The sequence below is a fragment of the Caballeronia sp. SEWSISQ10-4 2 genome (assembly GCF_030464885.1).
Lineage (GTDB): Bacteria > Pseudomonadota > Gammaproteobacteria > Burkholderiales > Burkholderiaceae > Caballeronia.
This window is the reverse complement of sequence record NZ_JALPRJ010000205.1, coordinates 1-1,308: the sequence shown is the minus strand read 5'-3', so window position 1 is coordinate 1,308 and position 1,308 is coordinate 1. Positions and strand designations below refer to the sequence as shown.

The 1,308-nt window shown below is 64.0% G+C and carries 1 protein-coding gene; it reads right to left on the bottom strand.

Annotation, left to right across the window (positions count from 1 at the left end):
• The coding region (gene iscB, locus M0D69_RS43615) for an RNA-guided endonuclease IscB (RefSeq protein WP_367619850.1) at positions 1–1,283 on the bottom strand (1,283 nt) is incomplete at its 3' end.
• Positions 1,284–1,308: the final 25 nt, after the last annotated feature.

The following is a 1,308-nucleotide window of genomic DNA, read 5'->3' as shown; positions in this document are numbered from 1 at the left end:
TTAGCGCGGGAAACCTCGGCATTCATGCCGGGGAGGGATAGCGCAGCTTGCGCAGCAAGCCGTGCTTTTGTGCCGTTCCCTGAGTTTCCTTCCTTTGTTAAAGGCACAGTTGAGTAGCCGTAGCCATCGGCCCGTAGCACCATCGTGCAGTGGCGATGCGCGATGCCCTGTACGACGCCAACTGGCGTCTGGATGTTAAAACTGCCGCTCGCGCGTACCGCGACACGGCCCACGTGAGCCCCAGCTTTCTTGCCTTTCGGTACGATGGCCCGGACGCGGTCCCCGGTCTGGAATCCGTGAACGCGTTTTTTGCGTGTCAGGTAGCCTCGCGCAAAGCCCTGTGCGGTGAGGCGTGTGCGCTGGTAACTGCCGCGACCGGTACACCTGAGCTCCAGCGTCGGTCGCTGCCAGCCGCAGACAGCCTTGACTTCGCCAACACACGCTGCATCGAGTGCGTGAGCCTTCGGAATCTCCAGCCTTGCGCGATTCCATTTCGTGCGCCCGCCGCTACCGGTCTCGAGCGCCAGTTCAGTCTCCTTCAGTGCGTTCAGTAGTGCCCAGCGCGTGCTGTTGACGGCGGCCGCATCACGCAGCGGCGTCTTCGCTTTCGACAGAATCCGCGTGAGGCGGGCCTGGTCCTTGACGAATTCCCGCACGTCGCGCGCACCCTTGCCGATGTTGCAGGGCGCGCAGCCAAGCGTCAGGTTCGACACCCGGTTCGAGCCGCCGTGCGCACGCGCAAGAATGTGCTCGATTTGCAGAGGCACACCCGCGGCGTCGCAGTAGGCGCACTTGCGCCCCCACTTCTCGAGAAGATATTCACGTACCTCGTACCCGAACAGCTCCCCCTGCTGATACTCGAGCCCGGAGATTTCCGGGTTCTGCATGGCCTGCATGTCGAAGCGCACCAGCTCCATCGACAACGCTGACACCGGTGCCCAGCGCATGACGCGCCGGACCCACGACATCGACGAGTCAACCCGGTGCTGAAGGCTTGGCGGGAGCCCGCCCGCAGCGCGAGTCCGGTTGTCGAACCGGGGTGCGCGATAACGCAGGTTGGCGCCGCGCCGGCGGCGCCGCAATGCGCGTCGCTGCGTCAGTGCTTCGCTAATCTGTCGGCCGCGGTGAACGAGGTCCATCAGGTTCAGCACAGCGATGCCGTCTGCTTTCTCCCGTACCAGCGCCATGCCCGTTGTCTTGCTGCCCGGGTCAAGCTTGAGCCTCAGCGACTGAAAAGACGAGTCTTGGGCCCTTCGGTCAGTCAGCCGGATAACGAAGGGCACAACCCGATGCACCCGTGCCCGACCG